General features: G+C 60.7%; 20 protein-coding genes. 15 read left to right on the top strand and 5 right to left on the bottom strand.

What is annotated here, in order from left to right; all coding sequences use genetic code 11:
• Positions 1 to 117: 117 nt before the first annotated feature.
• Positions 118 to 438, bottom strand: coding sequence for a hypothetical protein (locus AB4Y32_RS22455; protein ID WP_368723476.1), 321 nt, complete (start codon positions 436 to 438; stop codon positions 118 to 120).
• A 311-nt stretch (positions 439 to 749) separates the two neighbouring features.
• Here AB4Y32_RS22455 and AB4Y32_RS22450 point away from each other — a divergent pair, with 311 nt between their 5' ends.
• The 4 genes from AB4Y32_RS22450 to AB4Y32_RS22435 are packed head-to-tail and all read left to right on the top strand — an operon-like array spanning position 750 to position 1,882.
• On the top strand, positions 750 to 995 hold the full coding sequence (locus AB4Y32_RS22450) for a hypothetical protein (RefSeq protein ID WP_368723447.1): 246 nt from the start codon (positions 750 to 752) through the stop codon (positions 993 to 995).
• Positions 996 to 1,021: 26 nt separating this feature from the next.
• Entirely contained in the window at positions 1,022 to 1,231 is a 210-nt protein-coding gene (locus AB4Y32_RS22445) for a hypothetical protein (RefSeq protein WP_368723446.1), read from the top strand.
• Between the two features lie 10 nt (positions 1,232 to 1,241).
• Entirely contained in the window at positions 1,242 to 1,523 is a 282-nt protein-coding gene (locus tag AB4Y32_RS22440) for a hypothetical protein (RefSeq protein WP_368723445.1), read from the top strand.
• 38 nt (positions 1,524 to 1,561) lie between these two features.
• On the top strand, positions 1,562 to 1,882 hold the full coding sequence (locus tag AB4Y32_RS22435; protein WP_368723444.1) for a hypothetical protein: 321 nt from the start codon (positions 1,562 to 1,564) through the stop codon (positions 1,880 to 1,882).
• Positions 1,883 to 1,947: 65 nt separating this feature from the next.
• Here AB4Y32_RS22435 and AB4Y32_RS22430 read toward each other — a convergent pair whose 3' ends face one another.
• Positions 1,948 to 2,544: a TetR/AcrR family transcriptional regulator gene (locus tag AB4Y32_RS22430; protein ID WP_368723443.1), complete on the bottom strand. Its 597-nt coding sequence runs from the start codon at positions 2,542 to 2,544 to the stop codon at positions 1,948 to 1,950.
• 269 nt (positions 2,545 to 2,813) lie between these two features.
• Here AB4Y32_RS22430 and AB4Y32_RS22425 point away from each other — a divergent pair, with 269 nt between their 5' ends.
• From AB4Y32_RS22425 to AB4Y32_RS22415, 3 genes are all read left to right on the top strand, one after another.
• On the top strand, positions 2,814 to 3,476 hold the full coding sequence (locus tag AB4Y32_RS22425) for a DUF3313 domain-containing protein (RefSeq protein WP_368723442.1): 663 nt from the start codon (positions 2,814 to 2,816) through the stop codon (positions 3,474 to 3,476).
• Between the two features lie 148 nt (positions 3,477 to 3,624).
• Complete coding sequence (locus AB4Y32_RS22420) at positions 3,625 to 3,807, top strand: hypothetical protein (protein WP_368723441.1); 183 nt, start codon at positions 3,625 to 3,627, stop codon at positions 3,805 to 3,807.
• Positions 3,808 to 4,066: 259 nt separating this feature from the next.
• On the top strand, positions 4,067 to 5,638 hold the full coding sequence (locus AB4Y32_RS22415; RefSeq protein WP_368723440.1) for an intermembrane transport protein PqiB: 1,572 nt from the start codon (positions 4,067 to 4,069) through the stop codon (positions 5,636 to 5,638).
• 78 nt (positions 5,639 to 5,716) lie between these two features.
• On the opposite strand, the gene AB4Y32_RS22410 is transcribed toward AB4Y32_RS22415, so the two are convergent.
• Both AB4Y32_RS22410 and AB4Y32_RS22405 read right to left on the bottom strand, forming a co-directional pair.
• Positions 5,717 to 6,259: a DUF488 family protein gene (locus AB4Y32_RS22410; RefSeq protein WP_368723439.1), complete on the bottom strand. Its 543-nt coding sequence runs from the start codon at positions 6,257 to 6,259 to the stop codon at positions 5,717 to 5,719.
• A gap of 143 nt (positions 6,260 to 6,402) precedes the next feature.
• The gene (locus tag AB4Y32_RS22405) at positions 6,403 to 7,308 is read right to left on the bottom strand and encodes a LysR substrate-binding domain-containing protein (protein ID WP_368723438.1); all 906 of its coding nucleotides are present in this window, start codon (positions 7,306 to 7,308) and stop codon (positions 6,403 to 6,405) included.
• 202 nt (positions 7,309 to 7,510) lie between these two features.
• Here AB4Y32_RS22405 and AB4Y32_RS22400 point away from each other — a divergent pair, with 202 nt between their 5' ends.
• From AB4Y32_RS22400 to AB4Y32_RS22365, 8 genes are all read left to right on the top strand, one after another.
• On the top strand, positions 7,511 to 8,767 hold the full coding sequence (locus AB4Y32_RS22400; RefSeq protein WP_368723437.1) for a M24 family metallopeptidase: 1,257 nt from the start codon (positions 7,511 to 7,513) through the stop codon (positions 8,765 to 8,767).
• Between the two features lie 56 nt (positions 8,768 to 8,823).
• The gene (locus tag AB4Y32_RS22395) at positions 8,824 to 9,687 is read left to right on the top strand and encodes a glycine betaine ABC transporter substrate-binding protein (RefSeq protein ID WP_368723436.1); all 864 of its coding nucleotides are present in this window, start codon (positions 8,824 to 8,826) and stop codon (positions 9,685 to 9,687) included.
• A gap of 81 nt (positions 9,688 to 9,768) precedes the next feature.
• A complete protein-coding gene (locus tag AB4Y32_RS22390) occupies positions 9,769 to 10,080 on the top strand; it encodes a cupin domain-containing protein (protein ID WP_368723435.1) in 312 nt (103 codons plus the stop codon).
• A 2-nt stretch (positions 10,081 to 10,082) separates the two neighbouring features.
• Positions 10,083 to 11,717, top strand: a complete 1,635-nt coding sequence (locus AB4Y32_RS22385) for a choline dehydrogenase (RefSeq protein WP_368723475.1) — start codon at positions 10,083 to 10,085, stop codon at positions 11,715 to 11,717.
• Between the two features lie 156 nt (positions 11,718 to 11,873).
• Positions 11,874 to 12,758, top strand: coding sequence for a GNAT family N-acetyltransferase (locus tag AB4Y32_RS22380; protein WP_368723434.1), 885 nt, complete (start codon positions 11,874 to 11,876; stop codon positions 12,756 to 12,758).
• Between the two features lie 3 nt (positions 12,759 to 12,761).
• Positions 12,762 to 13,688, top strand: coding sequence for a 2-hydroxyacid dehydrogenase (locus tag AB4Y32_RS22375; protein WP_368723433.1), 927 nt, complete (start codon positions 12,762 to 12,764; stop codon positions 13,686 to 13,688).
• Positions 13,689 to 13,844: 156 nt separating this feature from the next.
• Positions 13,845 to 15,254 (top strand): aspartate aminotransferase family protein, encoded by a 1,410-nt coding sequence (locus AB4Y32_RS22370; RefSeq protein WP_368723432.1) that lies wholly within the window; start codon positions 13,845 to 13,847, stop codon positions 15,252 to 15,254.
• A 43-nt stretch (positions 15,255 to 15,297) separates the two neighbouring features.
• Entirely contained in the window at positions 15,298 to 15,795 is a 498-nt protein-coding gene (locus AB4Y32_RS22365; protein ID WP_368723431.1) for an Lrp/AsnC family transcriptional regulator, read from the top strand.
• Here AB4Y32_RS22365 and AB4Y32_RS22360 read toward each other — a convergent pair.
• A complete protein-coding gene (locus AB4Y32_RS22360; protein WP_368723430.1) occupies positions 15,789 to 16,706 on the bottom strand; it encodes a LysR substrate-binding domain-containing protein in 918 nt (305 codons plus the stop codon). The genes AB4Y32_RS22365 and AB4Y32_RS22360 overlap by 7 nt on opposite strands.
• Positions 16,707 to 16,777: the final 71 nt, after the last annotated feature.

The following is a 16,777-nucleotide window of genomic DNA, read 5'->3' as shown; positions in this document are numbered from 1 at the left end:
AAGCCCGGTCTATCGCGCCCCACCCGGGTTTCAAACATCAGATGAAACAACGCGCGCCCGTAGTCACTGTGCGCTGCCCGCATGTCTTTGCGCGTTTTTGCCTGCCGTGTCCTGTTGTTATTCCGGCACCTCGCCCACCGCCATCAGCCGGACCGTACGCGCCGGACGTTCTATCAGTTCGTCGATCAGATCGGCCATTTCGCACAGCGCCTGAAAGCCGTACGCGTCGAGCTGATCCCCATGATGGCGCCGCAAATAGCGCATCGTTTCACCCACCCGCCGCAAAGCACCCGGCGCGCTGTCGGTCAACGGCCAGCAATGCAACAAATACGCGAGCGGCGTCACACTGCGCGTCTCGCACCAGGTGTCGAACAGCCGCAGACAGAGCGAATCGACCTGCTCGACAACATTCTCCCGCTCGGACAGATAGGCCATCATGATGCATCGGTTCATATCGCGTTTCGATGACTCATCATCTGCGATCAGAACCTGTGTCGCAGTCAGTGCAAGCGCAAACACGGTCGTGTGACATCCTGATTCGCGTGTCAGGAAATCCTTAACGCGCCCATTCACGCCGAAAGCCCCGGCGCCGGTGAAAACCCTCATATGCCGTTGCTTCACGCTACGCCGGTTCAGGAAATCCTGACGGCCGAAATCAGCGCTTCCTGAGACGACATTCCGCCGCCGCCGATTGGGCGCGCGCACCGCTCGCCCGTAGCATCGATTCATCGTGCATCGCGGGGAAAGTCATGGCGGGTAACAGATCGCTGCGCTCTCAGGTCGAAAAACTGGTCGGCTCGACACGAAGCCGGGCAGCGCGCGTGCGCCTGCTGGAACGCTCGCGCTCGGGTGGAACGTGTCGCGTGTGCATTCAGATCGAACGGCCGACTGGCTCGTTCTCCCTCTTCTTCTTTCGCCATGCCGACGGCACATGGCATGTGTTTCCACCGGACAGGCGCCGACCGGAGATGGGGATAGGCCGCAAGGCAGCCTGATCGTTCTGCAAGCCAAGGAGACGCACATGCACGACGACGCTTCGAATGCATTGCCGCAATATGTGATCGAACTGCGCGCATGGCTCAGCGACTGGTACGACCATGCGTTCAATGTGGGCTACATCCATCCGCCCTTCACACTCGACGAAGCGATTGCGGACCGGCTCGAGGGGTACTTCAAGGCGGGCCTGACGCCAGCCGAAGGCGCGATGGCGTTTTTCGGCTTCGTGCATTGAGAGGCGAGCGATGAGGTTTGAAGAGTTCGATGCCCGCCTGTCGCGCCTGCTGGTCACGATGCCCGCGGGGACGACCGCCGATCTGACGGACGGCATGATCGCCTGGTGGAATGGCGCGCGGACAGTCTATGCGTGGATTGGCGAGGGCAACGATGGCAGGCACAGCGGATTGCACGCACGTGAACTCGACCTCGCCGACGACTGGGGACAATTCCATGACTGGCTCGCCGCATGGATCGACGAGCCGCGCTTCAGTGCGCATGCGGGTGTGGATGTTGGTTACGGACGCTGACGGACACGCTTGCTCGCGAAAATTTGTGGAGCCAATCAATGAAACATATCGTCGGGCGTTATCGCGGATTCGCGATTGAGGCGCACATGGAGCCGCGGACGGTCCGGTCGTCCGATGGTGTCGCGCTGAGATACCGCGTCGCGTGGTCGTTGCGCACACTGACGTCAAGACAAAAGGTCATCGGAGACTTTGCCGATCCCGTCATATACGATTCGGAGAGCGTCGCTCTCACCTGCGTCGACCGCAACGCTCGCGCCCTTATCGATGCCATGCTGGCGGATGGTCTCGAGCGCACCTCGGTGGGTCTGCTTCCGTCCACTCTCAATGCAAGCTTGCATGGTTTGAACGGTCGTTCCTGAGGAACCGTTCGAAGCGGGCGCTCGAGCGTGACGCCGCGCTCGGCGTCTCACGATGGCTTCACTAGTCAGCGGGCAACCCGCCTACGCGCTTTCGGCTCACTCCTGTGAACCGCCCAGGCCGTCTCATCGAGCAACCGGGCAAAAAGCCGGTTCAGCATCGACTCAGGCAGAGGCGATAGCCCGAGCAACGAATTGAAAGCGAGGCCACTGGCTGCAAAGTATCGGAGCAAGGAAAGTTCGAGATCAGCAGATTCTTCCCGTAGCTTCTTCATCTTCGCGGCATCGGTCGCCTTGAGATCTTCCAGAAGTTCCGGACTCGCCACCAAAGCGGCGAGGATCGCCCGTGCAACCGAATGAGGCTGCTTGACGGATTCCCTGTAAATGGCGATCTGGGACGACAGGCAAGGCTCCACCTTCGCCGCGCCATCCTTCACCATGTGCTCGCGCGCGATTTGATCGAACTGCTCCTGCTGATGCTCCAGCAACGCCTTGAGCACGCCATTCTTGGTACGGAACTGATGCAGCAACCCGCCCTTGCTGATCCCGCTCTCGCGCGACAGCGAATCGAACGTGAGCCCACCCACGCCTTCATGCGTGAGAATCGTCAGCGCGGCCTCGATGGCCTTCTTGCGGGTGTTTTCCGAACGGGTCTGGTTATCCATTGATCTTGAAAGTGACGTCATTCGAGCCGATCAGCCATCTGTTCTCCAAAGTCGTGGCCTTGGAAGCCCAACACGCCAATCACTGAAAAACTGGAAGCAGCATATCGCCCGAACCGGGAAACCGGGATTGTACGCTCGATATCGCACGCAAGAAACAAACCGGATAGACGGTTTACATATGGAATCGGCGGTGCTACGCTTCGGCCAGGTCGTCTTTCAATGAATTGAAACGTCGCCGACATCTGACATCCACTTGCGAGGAACGAGAAATGCCCGCCATAAGACCCGCCCTGCTGCTTTTCGTCAGCGCGCTAACGCTTGCCCTGACGGCATGTTCGAGCGTGCAGCCCGTTGCCTATTCGGGCATTTCGTCATCGCCGCAACTGAAGCAGAACAGGGACGATGACGCAGCAAAAGTGCCTTACCGGTATGCCGCTCCCGTCGTCTGGTCGCGTTACACGCAGGTCATGATCGAACCCGTCGCCGTGTATCGAGGCAATGACAACCAGTTCGCCGATATGCCCGACGACGACAAGGCCGCGCTCGCGGACTACATGGGCAAGACGTTTGCGGCGAAGCTCGCGAAGCGTTTCGAAGTCGCCAGCCAGCCTTCGCCTGCGACCTTGCGCGTCAAGCTGACGCTGACGGGCGCGGAAAAGACCACTGCGCTCGTCGGACAGGTAATGCACTTCGATATCGCGGGGAACCTTTACAACGGCGTCCAGGCGATCCGTGGAGGCAAAGGCGCGTTCAGCGGCTCGGTGACATACGTCGTTGAGGTGTATGACAGTTCCAACAACCGCCTTTTGCGGGCGTATGTGTCGAAGCAATATCCGAACGCGATGAATCTGCCCGCTGCATTCGGATCGCTCAGCGCGGCCAGAACCGGCCTCGACAAAGGTGCCGAGGCCCTCGTCGCCCAACTGCAATAAGAGACGGTGTGAGCCCAACGGGCGGCACGCGGCAAGGCAAAGGTTCGCATCGCAAGGATGTGTCCACAACAGCAGCAGCACGTCGACAGGGACGGCTGCTCGTCACCTGTTGGTTCGGGAAATGATGTACGCAGTCAGAGACCTCCTGATGACGACACCGCCGCCGTTGATGGTGGTGATCGTGTTCGCTGTTACGTACTTCGTCGTGGGACTACCCGTCCATTTCACGCGAGGGGCCGGCTACCGGGACGTGCTCGGAACGATGGCGGGCGTGTTCGTTGCGCTCGCCTATATCACGCTGGCGGTCCACTCTCATGCGAACGCCCGTTAAGCGCCACGTCAAAACGAAAAACCTGCTATGGACCGTTCGATCATGATGAACGGGTGGCAGCCCATGTCGCATTGGGTACGAATCCGGTGTCGTGGTCGTGCATTTTCATGTCACTGGTTCGCGCGTGAGTCTGTACGTGAGTCTGCGCTTGAGTCTTTCAGGCATTCGAAGAACCGCCCTTGTCGTCGCTTCAACGCGTGCATCACCGGGCGCGCCGGATCGGCAAACATCTGCGCGACGTCGTGACCGGAGAGCTGTAGTGAGCGATCGGCTCCGACCGTCGATCGTGTGGCTGATTCCCGTTGTCGCGTTGCTCGTCTCAGGCGCGCTCCTCGTCCGGGCGACTGTGCAGCGCGGACCGCGCATCACGATCAGCTTCATGACAGCCGAAAGCCTGGAGGCGGGTAAAACGCGGGTGCGCTACAAAGATGTCGAAATCGGCGCACTGAAGGCCGTGCATCTTTCGACCAACCGCGCTCGCGTTCTCGCCGATGTGCAACTGGACGATTCCGCAAAACCGTTTGCGGCATGCGGCACACGCTATTGGGTGGTTCGTCCGCGCATCGGGATGGCAGGCGTCTCGGGTCTTTCGACAGCCATTTCCGGCGCATACATCGCCGCTGACATCGGCGGCTCATCGAGACAATGCAAAGCGTTCATCGGACTCGAAACGCCTCCCTCCGTCACAAGCGATCAGAAGGGAAAGCGCTTCGTGCTTCACGCCAACTCCCTGGGCTCTCTTACAGCCGGCTCACCCGTGCTGTTCCGTCATGTGCAAGCCGGCCGGGTTCTCGATTATTCGCTTTCCGCAGATGGCGCCGATGTGGTCGTCGACGTATTCGTCGACGCACCCTACGACGGGTATGTGACATCGGCTACCGGCTGGTGGCAGGCAAGCGGGATCGATGTGCGCTTCGGCTCCGACGGTTTCAGACTCGGTACGCAGTCTGTGGCGTCATTGCTTTCCGGCGGCGTCGCATTCGACACGGTCACACGCATGCCAGCCCCGCTCCACGCTGCAGATGGCGCGTCCTTCGTGCTTGCCGCCAACCGCACCGATGCAACGCAACGAGCGGAGGACGGAGCCGCCGCGCGCGTCCTCATGCGATTCGATCAATCGTTGCGCGGTCTGTCCATCGGCGCACCCGTCGAATTCCGCGGTGTCGAACTGGGCCGGGTGACGGCAATCGATATGGACTTCAATCCCGCAACGGCTCGGATCGACATGCTCGCCATGCTCGATCTGTACCCCACGCGGCTGGGACACCGCTACCGGCAGGCACTCGGAAACGGCGACAGCGCAGCGGGCAGACATCTGCTGCATCAACTCGTCGAAAACGGCTTGCGCGGGCAGCTGCGCACAGGGAGTGTTCTAACGGGACAGCGATATGTAGCGCTCGACTTTTTCCCACGCGCACGCAAGGTTCAAATCGATACGCAGCGAACGCCTGTCGAACTGCCGACAGTACCCAATACCCTCGAAGAACTTCAGGACCAGCTTGCAGGCATAGTGAACAAACTGGGCCGCGTGCCATTCGACAAGATCGGCCAAAGTCTTGACCAGACACTTCGAACCACCGCGTCGCTTTTCAAGCAGGTCGACACCGAACTGATACCTGAAGCCCGCGCAACGCTGTCGGCCGCCCAGCAATCCTTCAATGCGGCGAACGCTACGCTTGCGCAGGATTCTCCGCTTCAATCCGACATGCATCGGGCGCTGACGGAATTGCGGCGCACACTTGCTTCGCTCAATTCGCTCGCCGACTATCTGCAACAACATCCGGAATCGCTCGTGTGGGGAAAAGCTTCCGCGCCTTCTCGGGGGAAGTGATCAATGTATCTGGCCCACCCGTTCACCTCCATAGCCGTCCTGCTGAAGATCGCGGGTCTCGCGTAGAACTCGCGACAATCAATGTCCCGGATCGGACGGATAGATCAGCGTTCCGTCAGGCTGCGGCTGCGCACCGGGTGTCATGGTTGCTGGTTCAGTGCGACCCGCGTTCATGATATGCAGCACGGTCTCGCCGCGCTCCAGCAGGTAATCCGTGATGATGCGGCGGTGGCATCGCCACCAGACAGCTTCCGAACACATAATCACGCACCTGTGCCGATGGCCGAGTTCGAGCAGCTGCGCAAGCGCGTCGCGAAATGCGGCGCTCATCGCGTAGTCCGCATAGTTGCGAAAGGCAGGATGCGTCCAATAGCCATTGGGCGACGGAGCGGCGCCCTTGGGTCTGCTGCGCCGCCCGCCCAAGCCGGCCAGATGGATGTAACCAATGTGCTGCCGACTCAGCGCGTCGGGCAACGTCTCGCGATTGAATTGCGGATTCGTGCGGGAACGGGGAATGCTGCGCACATCGACCACGTTCTCAATCTGTGCGCCCGTCAACAGCCCGATGAATTCGCGCAACGGGTGAGTCGAATGGCCGATCGTAAAAAACGCATTTGACATCGATGCCTCGCGCGGGTGATCGCGACGATGCTTTCAGTGTACAGAGATCCCCTCTTCTGAGCTTACGGTCGTAACCGACGGCGAATATGAGTCCGGGACGTCCGTGCATGCCTTGCTTTGTCGGGTGATTTCGACGATCGCTGCTACCCGGAAGCGACAGGTGCTTCGCGAATGTCCTGGTTCACACGGTAACCGGCAATCCAGCTATACAGCTGTTCAACCTCAGGGCTGAATGGACGCTGGTCATTGCGCATCAGGAAGTAGCCGCGACCAGGGCGCACACTCAACGACGATAGGCGGGCCAGTCTGCCACTGCGAATTTCCGCGTCAAGAAGATGGCGAGTGCCCAACGTCACGCCTCTTCCGCGCGAGGCCGCATCCACAAGCACGATGTAGTTGTTGCCGTACTCGGTCGCTCTCACGCGGCTCGGTTCAATTCCTAGCGACTTGAACCAGATAGACCAATTGATCCAGTTGGGTTGGAGGCGCTCGTACTCGAGAAGAACCTGTGATAGCAATGCTTCGGGACCGTCGCCGCGTAGCGGATGACTCTCGATATAGGCAGGACTCGCGACGGGAAATATCTCTTCCTCGAACAACAACTGCGCGGTCCAGTCGATTCGCTGACCCGGGTCATAGGCCACGACAAGATCGACGCTGTCGTCAAACAGATCAGAAGGCTGATCGGACGTAATTGTACGAATGCTCGCCGAAAAGCTCGGATTGCGGTCACGGAAGTCCTTCATGACTTCACTCAGCCAGAAATGCGAGATCGCTGTGTTTGCGGCCAGGGTCACCATGGTCGCGCTGCGCTTGACGCTGATCTCATCCACGGCATCAGCGAGGTAATTGAACGCCGCGCTGACTTTGCCATGAAGCTGCGTTCCGCGCGGCGACAGCTGTACCCGTCGCCCGACCCGTTCGAAGAGTACGAACCCAAGCCCCTCCTCAAGCTGGCGGATCTGCTTGCTTACTGCCGCCTGTGAAACGTGAAGCTCTTCCGCAGCTCGCGTGAAATTCAACGTCCGGGCCGCTGCCTCGAAAAACATCAAACTCGTCAGCGGCGGAAGGCGATGGCGTAGGCTCTTCATAACACACAGTTATCAACGGACATGAGATTTCATCTGTGTACAGGGAAATTTTCGCCTCGTAAAGTCCTTTTCAAGTAGGCAGAACCGGGACTCCCAAGCGTCGGGTGTCGCGATGCGGTACATAACTAGAGGTTAGTGTTTTCCCCATCTGGACGTTCTTATGACTACGCTTAACTGGCACCGCGAGCGCCAAGATCTTTCCGATCTTCAGTCGCTCGATCGCTCTTTGCACGGCTCTGAAATCGACCTCGTGTCGGTGCGAGCTTATCGCCTTGGCAGAGTCCGGGCCGAAATGCGAAAGCGCGATATCGCGGCTTTGATCATCAGCGACCCGGTGAACATCCGGTACGCCACGGGCGCGCGCAACATGCAGATTTTTTGCGCCCGTAACACGCCTTCGCGCTACCTCATCGTCACGGAAAGCCGGACGATTCTGTTCGAGTTCACGGGTTGCGAGCACCTGGCCAACGGCCTGGAGACGATCGACGAAGTCCGTTCATCGTCAACCGCCAGTTTCGTCGCGGCAGGCCCGGCCATCGCGGCGCGTGAAAAAGCATGGGCGGCCGATATGGCGGCCACGCTGACTGCACTCGTCGGTCCGAAGCCCACGGTCGGTATCGAGCGCATGAACGCGGGCGTCGCGATTGCGCTGGCCGGGCATGGCGTGCATCTGGTGGATGCACAGGAGCCGATCGAGATGGCGCGTGCCATCAAGTCGGCCGAGGAACTGAAGTGCGTCATCGCCTCACTGCGCGCGACAGAAGCTGCCGTCGGGAAGCTTCGGGACGCGATCCGGCCCGGCATGTCGGAGAATGAATTGTGGTCTGTGCTGCATCAATCGGTTATCGCTCAGGACGGCGACTACGTTGAGACGCGCCTGTTGAGTGCCGGGCATCGAACCAACCCCTGGTTCCAGGAAACATCCAGCCATGTCGTCGAACCAAACCAGTTGATCGCGCTGGATACGGATGTCGTTGGCTGTCACGGCTACTACTCTGACTTTTCCCGTACCTTCCACGCCGGGCCGGATAAGCCGAGCGAGAACCAGCGCACGCTCTACAAGCTCGCTCACGAGCAGGTACATCACAACATTGGGATCATTCGTCCGGGCATGACGTTCAGGGAATACAGCGACAAGGCCTGGAACATCCCGGACAAATATCACGCGAATCGCTATTACCTGTCGGCACACGGGTGCGGCATGACGGGCGAATACCCGTACCTCTACCATCATGCGGACTTCGCTGCGTCTGGCTACGACGGTGAAATACAGCCGGGAATGACGCTGTGCGTCGAGAGCTACATCGGCGAGCGCGCTGGACAGGAAGGCGTGAAGCTCGAGCAGCAATTGCTCGTGACGGAGACGGGAACGCGCCTGCTTTCACTTTTCCCGTTCGAAGAAACATTGCTGCGATAAGCAAGGCGGCGCTGCATGTGCTGGACCGTTTCAACCCTCAAATGGAAGCGTAGAAAATGATCAAGTTGCTTGGATTGCTCAAGTGGTTACTGCCCGTAGTCTTTCTGCTAATGGGCGCCACAGCGCGTGCGGAAGACAGGTCGATCACGATCGGCGTGAACAACTGGGCGGAGAACATCGCTGTCGCGAACATGTGGAAAGTTCTTCTCGACGAGAAAGGGCTCAAGGTCCAGTTACAAAACGCAGACAAGGCGCTGATCTACAACAGCGTCGCACAGGGGAAAATCGACCTGACCTTCGAAGTCTGGCTTCCGTCAGGCGACAAGCCTGCGTTCGACAAGGTCAAAGACCGAGTGGTGCAGATCGGGCCTTGGTTCAAGGAGGCAAATCTGGGCCTCGTCGTGCCTGACTATGTTGCCGTCGACAGCATCGACCAGTTGAATGCGAACAAAAGTCTCTTCGCGTCCAGTGGCCGCCCAAAGATCGTCGGCATCGATTCCGGCAGCAGCCTCATGCAGTTGACGGAGAAGGCAAAGACCACCTATCAGCTCGACTATGACGTTCAGTCATCGTCCGAGTCCGCGATGGTCCTGTCGCTTGAACGTGCGATTCAGCGCAAGGAGCCTATCGTCGTGACGCTTTGGAAACCCCACTGGATCTGGTCCAAATACAAGCTCAAATATCTGAAGGACCCGAAAGGCGCCTATGGGTCGACCGACTCTATCTATGGAATCGAGACTCAGGCATTCAAGAAGCAGCATCCCGACGTCGAGCGTTGGTTGCAGCAATGGAAGATGGATGACAACTCGTTGGGCGGGCTGATGTCGGAAATCATCAAGCAAGGTGTGTCAAACCCTGAGAAAGGCGCGAAGGCCTGGATCGATGCGAACCGCACGCTGGTTCAGCAGTGGACGAAATAGGTCAGCTTGACACGCGACGACGAATCCCGACGCCTCGCTCACCAGTTCGCGTCAACCCAACATTCACTCTCCATGTCCGACATGAACGCTTCCATCAAGACTCCATCCATCTCCAGGCAACGAGCGCCGGATGACATCGAACACACGACGGCCGACTGGGACACATGGCATTGCGACAGCAATACGTTCCAGCATCGCTATGTACCGGGCGCGACGTTCTACGTCGTTAATGGCCGGGCGCGGCTGACCTTCGCACATGGCGTGCAACTCGACATCGAAGCGGGGGACTTCGTCTCGATCGGCGACGGCGCGGAGGCGGTGTGGGAGATCTCTGCGCCCATCGAAACGCGTTACACGTATCACGACGATCGCGGTGCAGCGACAGGGGCGTGATCATGAGCGAGGTCGTGGAATTCGACTATGTAATTGGCGGAGCAGGTTCGGCCGGCTGCGTGCTCGCGCGCCGGCTCGCTGATGCCGGTAATCGGGTACTGCTGATCGAAGCGGGTCCACGTGACAATTCGTGGGTGATCCGTATGCCCGCTGGCCTGCGATCGATTTTCAAGCCGAGCTCGCGATATAACTACTGGTTCGAGACCGAGCCGCAGCGGAACCTCGGCAACCGCCGTATCCAGCAGCCGCGAGGCCGCGTTCTCGGCGGCTCATCCTCCATCAACGGCATGACATGGCTTCGCGGTCATCCACTCGACTACGAGCGCTGGGAGCGGGAAGGAGCAACGGGCTGGGGCTGGAAGGATTGTCTGCCGTACTTCCGGAAGATCGAGCGGAGTGATGTCAGCAGCGCTTATCGGGGTACCGACGGGTTCATTCATGCGCAGCGTCAGGAGCATCTCTGTCCGCTCAACCAGGCCTTTCTCGATGCGGGCGTCGAAGCTGGCTTTCCGCTCACCGACGACGTGAACGGATACCGGCAGGAAGGTGTGTCGCGCTTCGAGATGAGCGTCGATCACGGTATTCGCAACAGCGCCTCGTACGGCTACCTTCACTCGCGCAAAGACGACGGCAACCTGACGATCTGGACGCAGAGCACACTCGAGCAGATCAATCTCATCGGCAACAGGGCGACAGGGTTCAAGGTGCTGCACGGCGGCTCTGTAGTGAACGTCACTGCACGTAAGGAGACTTTACTTTGCGCGGGCGTCTTCGGTTCCCCGCAACTGCTGATGTTGTCGGGAATCGGGCCGGTCGATCATCTCAAGGAAAAAGGCATCGTGCCGAGAGTCGAGTTGCCCGGGGTCGGAGAAAATCTGCAGGATCATCTGGAATGTCACATCCAGATCGAAACCAGGGAATCTGTCTCGCTCAACCGGGAGCTGCAGCTTCACCGGATGCTGTGGGCGGGCGTGCAGTGGTTCGGTTTCAAGTCGGGCGTGGCGTCCGTCAACCAGTGTCATGTCGGCGCCTTTCTGAAGAGCGCTCCCCACGTTCCCCATCCGGATATCCAGTTTCACTTCTTCCCGGTGTTCTTCGACAAGGACTGGATACCCACGCGGCAAACAAATGGTTATCGCATCGGAGTCGGTCCGATGCGCCCGACCAGTCGCGGGCGTGTCCGGCTGAAGTCGAGGCAGGCCGAAGCTCCACTTTCGATCGATCCGAACTACATGGACACCGAGGAAGACTGGCGCGTGATGCGCGAGTCGGTACGGCTCGGCCTGCTGTTTTCACGACAACCTGCCTTCCGTCGCTTTCATTACCGTGAAGACATGCCAGGCGTCGATGTAAGCGCAATCGCGGCCGTCGACGAGTTCATCAGGCTGGACGCGTCAAGCGCGTATCACCCCTGTGGAACGTGCAAGATGGGAGCGAAGCATGACGGGTCAGCCGTCGTGGGCCCAGATCTGAAAGTAAGAGGGGTAGAGCGACTGCGTATCATCGATGCATCGGTCATGCCGTCTGTGCCAAGCGCGAACATCAATGCCGCGACCATCATGCTGGCCGAGCGCGCAAGTGATCTCGTGCTCGGGCGACCAACCATGCGAGCCGAACCCCTGCAGTTCGTTGCCTGACCCCACTACATTCTGATAGGCACATGTCATCCGTGGTGCGCTGGCGCAGCGGACGGAAGCGTCGCAAGCTGCGCGTGCGACGCGACAGGATCATCCTAGCCACCGCTCTGCCTCGATGACAAAGTGACGGAACGCGTCCCAGCCGAGGAGTCCTCCGTGTCCGCACCCCAACCGCTTGCCCCTGTCACAACCGTCACTTACCGGCCGTTCGCATCATCGGACATTGCCGCCGCGCACGCGCTCTCGACGCAGGTCAACTGGCCGCATCGCGCCGACGACTGGCGCTTTGTCGTCGAAGCCGGCTCCGGTTTCATAGCGCAGAGCGATGACGAAATCGTGGGCACGGCGCTCTGCTGGAAGTACGGGGACAGCGGCGCGTCGCTCGGCATGGTGATCGTTTCGCCAGAACGACAAGGCTTAGGCATCGGGCGCAAGCTGATGGAACTGTTGCTGGATGTGCTGGGAAAACGTACTGCCGTGCTGCATGCGACGCCTGCCGGCCAGCCGCTGTACGAAAAGCTCGGCTTCGCGAAGATCGGCACGATCAATCAGCATCAAGCCACCGATTTCCGCGTACCACATGTTGCCCTCGCACGAGACGAGCAACTGCGCCCGCTGCGCGCCGACGATGTGGCTCGCCTGGTCGATCTCGCATCGCGCGCGAGCGGTCTCGACCGCAGCGCGCTGCTCCCCGCTTTGCTCGAAGTTGCTCAAGGCGTCGCGCTCGAACGTGCCGGTGAATTGCTCGGCTTCGCGCTACTGCGGCGCTTCGGACGCGGCCACGCGATCGGCCCCGTCGTCGCGGTCGACGCCGGCGGCGAGCAGATGCGCCGCGCCCAGGCGCTTATCGCGCATTGCCTTGCCGAGAACGCAGGCGCATTCACGCGCATCGATACGCCCGGCGACAGCGGCCTCACCCCGTGGCTCGACGAACTTGGCCTTTTGCGCGTCGATACCGTTGTCAAGATGTCACGCAACGGAGCGCCTTCCATCGACGAATCGGTCGGGCAGTTCGCGATCGTCAATCAGGCACTGGGTTGAATCATGACGCTTCTCTACAAAGCCGATCCCGAACGCGGCAAGCAATGGGCGCGGCTCTTCGCGCAGAAGGCGCCCGAGATTCCCTTTCGCCTGTGGCCCGACATCGGCGATCCCGCGTCGGTCCGCTATCTCGCCGCGTGGCAGCCGCCCGAATACTCCGTGCGCACGCTGCCGAACCTCGAAGTGATCTTCTCGGTCGGCGCGGGCATCGACCAGTTCGATCTGTCGGGCGTACCGCCGCATATCGCCGTTGTGCGCATGATCGAGCCGGGCATCGTCGAAGGCATGGTCGAGTATGTGACGCAAGCCGTGCTGACCATTCATCGCGATCTCTTCGACTATGCGTTGCAGCAGCGGCAGCGCGCCTGGCGCGAGATGCCCGTGCGCGCGGCATCATCGCGGCGCGTCGGCGTGCTGGGACTCGGCATGCTCGGCTCGGCGGTGCTCGAACGGCTGCGTCTGTTCGGCTTTCCGTGCGCAGGCTGGAGCCGGTCGGCGCATCAGTTGGAAGGGATCGAATGCTACGCGGGCGTCGAGAGCCTCGACGCGTTTCTCGCTCGCACCGATGTTCTCATCTGCCTTTTGCCGCTCACGGGCGCGACGCGCGGCCTGCTGGACAAGCGTCTGTTCGGCAAGCTGCCGATGGGCGCTTCGTTCATCAACGCCGGGCGTGGCCCGCAGGTGAACCAGCAGGACATGCTCGACGCGCTCGACCGCGGCCGGTTGCAGAACGCGATTCTCGACGTCACTGACCCCGAGCCGCTGCCAGAGTCGCATCCGTTCTGGACGCATCCGCGCGTGCGTATTACGCCGCATATCGCGAGCGCGACGCGGCCGGAAACCGCCGTCGATGTTGTGCTGGACAATATCCGACGTCATCGGGATGGATTGCCGATGATCGGTGAGATCGACCGTAGTCGTGGATATTAGCAAGCCACAGCAAGCAGGCCACAGCACAAAATGCTGCGCGCGCCCCGTAAAAAGCCGCGTTTGCGCTTTTTCGCGATCTCTTTGGCGAATCGGCCGACAGGCTTCTCTCAGTAGTATGAAACGGTCCGCAGCCCATTCCGAGAAGAGAGCCACACTATGTCGATCCAATCGCTCATCGAAGCCGACCGCAAACATCTGATTCACCCCGTCGTCAGCTATCGCGCGCATGAAGCACGCGGCGTCACCGTGCTCGAGTCCGCGCACGGTGTGTTTCTGCGAGACATCGAAGGCAATGAACTGCTCGATGCGTTCTCCGGCCTTTGGTGTGTGAACACCGGCTACGGCCATCAAAGCATCGTCGAAGCCGCCGCGAAGCAGATGGCCCGCCTGCCCTACGCGACGGGCTACTTCCACTTCGGCTCCGAACCTGCAATCGAACTCGCGGCGAAGCTGATCGAACTGTCGCCCGCATCGCTGCAGCATGTGTACTTCACGCTGGGCGGCTCCGACGCCGTCGATTCCGCGCTGCGCTTCATCACGTATTACTTCAATGCGATCGGCAAGCCGTCGAAGAAGCACATCATCGCGCAGCAGCGCGGCTACCACGGCTCGTCGTCGATCGGCGCGGGGCTCACGGCGCTGCCCGTGTTCCATCGCCACTTCGACCTGCCGCTCGCGACACAGCATCACATTGCGTCGCCCTACGCGTACCGCAACGATTTCGCCGACGATGCCGCGCTGATCGCAGCGTCCGTCGCAGCACTCGAAGCAAAGGTCGAGGCACTCGGCGCGGATAACATCGCCGCTTTCTTCTGCGAGCCGATCCAGGGCTCGGGCGGCGTGATCGTGCCGCCTGTCGGCTGGCTGAAAGCGATGCGCGAAGCGTGCCGCAAGCTCGATATCCTGTTCGTCGCCGACGAAGTGATCACGGGCTTTGGCCGCACAGGTCCGCTGTTCGCGTGTCAGGCCGAAGACGTCGAGCCAGATCTGATGACGGTCGCCAAAGGCTTGACCGCCGGCTATGCGCCGATGGGCGCCGTGCTAATGTCGGACGCGATGTATCAGGGCATCGCCGATGGCGGCGACGTGTCGGCGGCAATCGGCCACGGCCACACATATTCCGCGCATCCGGTGAGCGCTGCGATCGGGCTCGAAGTGATGCGCCTCTATCACGAAGGCGGGCTGCTTGCGAACGGTATCGCACGCGGGCCGCGCTTCGCGCAAGGGCTCGACGCGCTGCTCGCGCATCCCCTCGTCGGCGATTCGCGGCATCGCGGGTTGCTGGGCGCGCTCGAACTCGTGTCGGACAAGAACACCAAACAGGGCTTTGATGCGTCTTTGAAACTCCCCGACCGCATCGCAACCGCCGCATACCGCAACGGCCTCGTGTTTCGCGCATTCGGCGACAACATCCTCGGCTTCGCGCCGGCGCTCTGCTACTCGGAAGCCGAGTTCGACCTGCTGTTCGAGCGCCTCGAGAAAACGCTCGACGACGTGCTCGAACAAGCCGACGTCCGCGCCGCGCTGAAGGGCTCGATCGAATACAAACGCCGCGTAGCCGCGTGATAACATCGATCGACCTTCGACATGCGGGACCGACCGACTCACGATGAGCAACGACTGCAAGCTGGACCGAATCGATCTGCGCATCCTCTCGCAACTGCAAAAGCGAGGGCGTATCACGAACGTCGAACTGGCCGACGCCGTCGGCCTGTCGCCCAGCCCTTGCCTGATTCGCGTCAAGCGTCTGGAGAAAGCGGGCTATATCGTCGGGTACGGTGCGCAGATCCAGCTGGAAAAGCTCGGCGACGTGCAGATCGTGTTCACCGAGGTCACGCTTGCCGACCATCGCCGCGAGGACTTCATCAAGTTCGTCAACGCGATCAAGGATGTCGACGAGATCGTCGAATGCCATCTGGCGAGCGGTGGCTACGACTATCTGCTGAAATTCGTCACGCGCAGCGTGAGCCACTATCAGAGCACCATCGAAGGGCTGCTGGAGCGCGATATCGGCATCGAGAAATACTTCAGCTATGTAATCATCAAGACGCCGTTCATCAAAACGCACTATCCGCTCGAAACGCTCTTCTCGCAGAACCATCACTGAGGCGCGTCGGGCTCGGCCATGCGGCTGAATTCGTCGGCCAGAAAATCGACGCACACGCGCACCTTCGCCGACGACGCCAGCCGTGCCGGATACACCGCCCACACGTTCGCCGGCTGCGTGACGCCGGGCAGTACCTGCACGAGCGCGCCGCCGTCGAGCAGCGCGCGCACGTCCCACATCGAACGCAGCACAATGCCGCGTCCCGCCAGCGCCCATTGCACCGCCACTTCGCCGTGATTGGTCGACAGCGGCCCCGTCACCTTCACGGAAACGGTCTCGCCGCGCTCCGTCAGACGCCAGATGCCGAACGGATGATCGCGCTCCTTGATCGCGAGGCACTGATGCGAGGCGAGATCGGCAAGCTGGCGCGGCGTACCGTGCCGCTTCAGATAAGCGGGCGCCGCGCACAGCACGCGATGGTTCGACGCGAGGCGCTTCGCGATCAGATGCGAGGCAATGTCGTCGCCGATGCGAATGTCCAGATCGAAGCCCTCGCCCGCGACGTCGACGATCCTGTCGAACAGGTCGAGCCGCACGCTCAGTTGCGGATAGCGCTCCGTGAGCCGCGCGAGCGCCGGCGCAACGACATGCCGGCCGAAGCCGAAGCTGCTCGACACGCGCAGCGTGCCTCGCGGCACGCGGCGCGTGGTCGACACGTCTTCGACGAGGCGGTCCACATCGTCGAGAATCTTCTCGGCCCACGCATAGACGCGCTCGCCGGCTTCCGTGATCGCGACGCGGCGCGTCGAACGATGAAAGAGCCGCGTGCCCAGATCGGCTTCGAGCATGTTCACGCGCTTGCTCACATAGGCTGCCGACACCGACAGCGTGTCCGCCGCCGCGCTGAAGCTGGCTTTGCGGGCGACCGTGCAGAACACGCGCAGGTCGTCGAGGTTCGGCGATTTATTCACAGTTCGTGCACAGTAGCTTAACCAAAAGCGCGATTTTATGACGGTTGATCAGGAATAGACTAGTCGCCATG

The sequence above is a fragment of the Paraburkholderia phymatum genome (assembly GCF_040965635.1).
GTDB classification, from domain to species: Bacteria; Pseudomonadota; Gammaproteobacteria; order Burkholderiales; family Burkholderiaceae; genus Paraburkholderia; species Paraburkholderia phymatum_B.
The sequence above is the reverse complement of the archived record's forward strand: the minus strand, read 5'-3'. Positions and strand labels throughout refer to the sequence as shown.